Origin of the sequence: Aneurinibacillus sp. UBA3580, from assembly GCF_002375825.1 — a bacterium.
GTDB lineage: Bacteria > Bacillota > Bacilli > Aneurinibacillales > Aneurinibacillaceae > Aneurinibacillus > Aneurinibacillus danicus.
Genome location: NZ_DFMZ01000037.1, coordinates 4,000 through 4,266, shown reverse-complemented (window position 1 = coordinate 4,266; position 267 = coordinate 4,000). Strand labels below are relative to the sequence as shown.

At 47.6% G+C, this 267-nt stretch carries 1 pseudogene; it reads left to right on the top strand.

The window, feature by feature from the left end:
* Positions 1-213, top strand: a pseudogene (locus tag B2899_RS06000) (anti-sigma factor); the annotation flags it as partial.
* Positions 214-267 lie beyond the last annotated feature (54 nt).

The following is a 267-nucleotide window of genomic DNA, read 5'->3' as shown; positions in this document are numbered from 1 at the left end:
CCTGCCGGCAAAACAGTGCAAGGGGACATTGTTGTCCGTAACGGCAACATTAAGGTAGACGGTGATGTGCGCGGGAATGTCGTCGCAATCGACGGAGAGGTATATGCAGCTTCTACGGCTCATATCTCCGGTGAAGTGCAAGAGATTCACCAGGCTGTGGAATGGGTTTGGTATAATTTAAAAAAGGTTTTCAATTCGCTTGCGAACAGCTAAAATAAAAAACGGAAGAAGGGCACGGAAACACCGTGTCTTTTTTGCGTGGGGTTA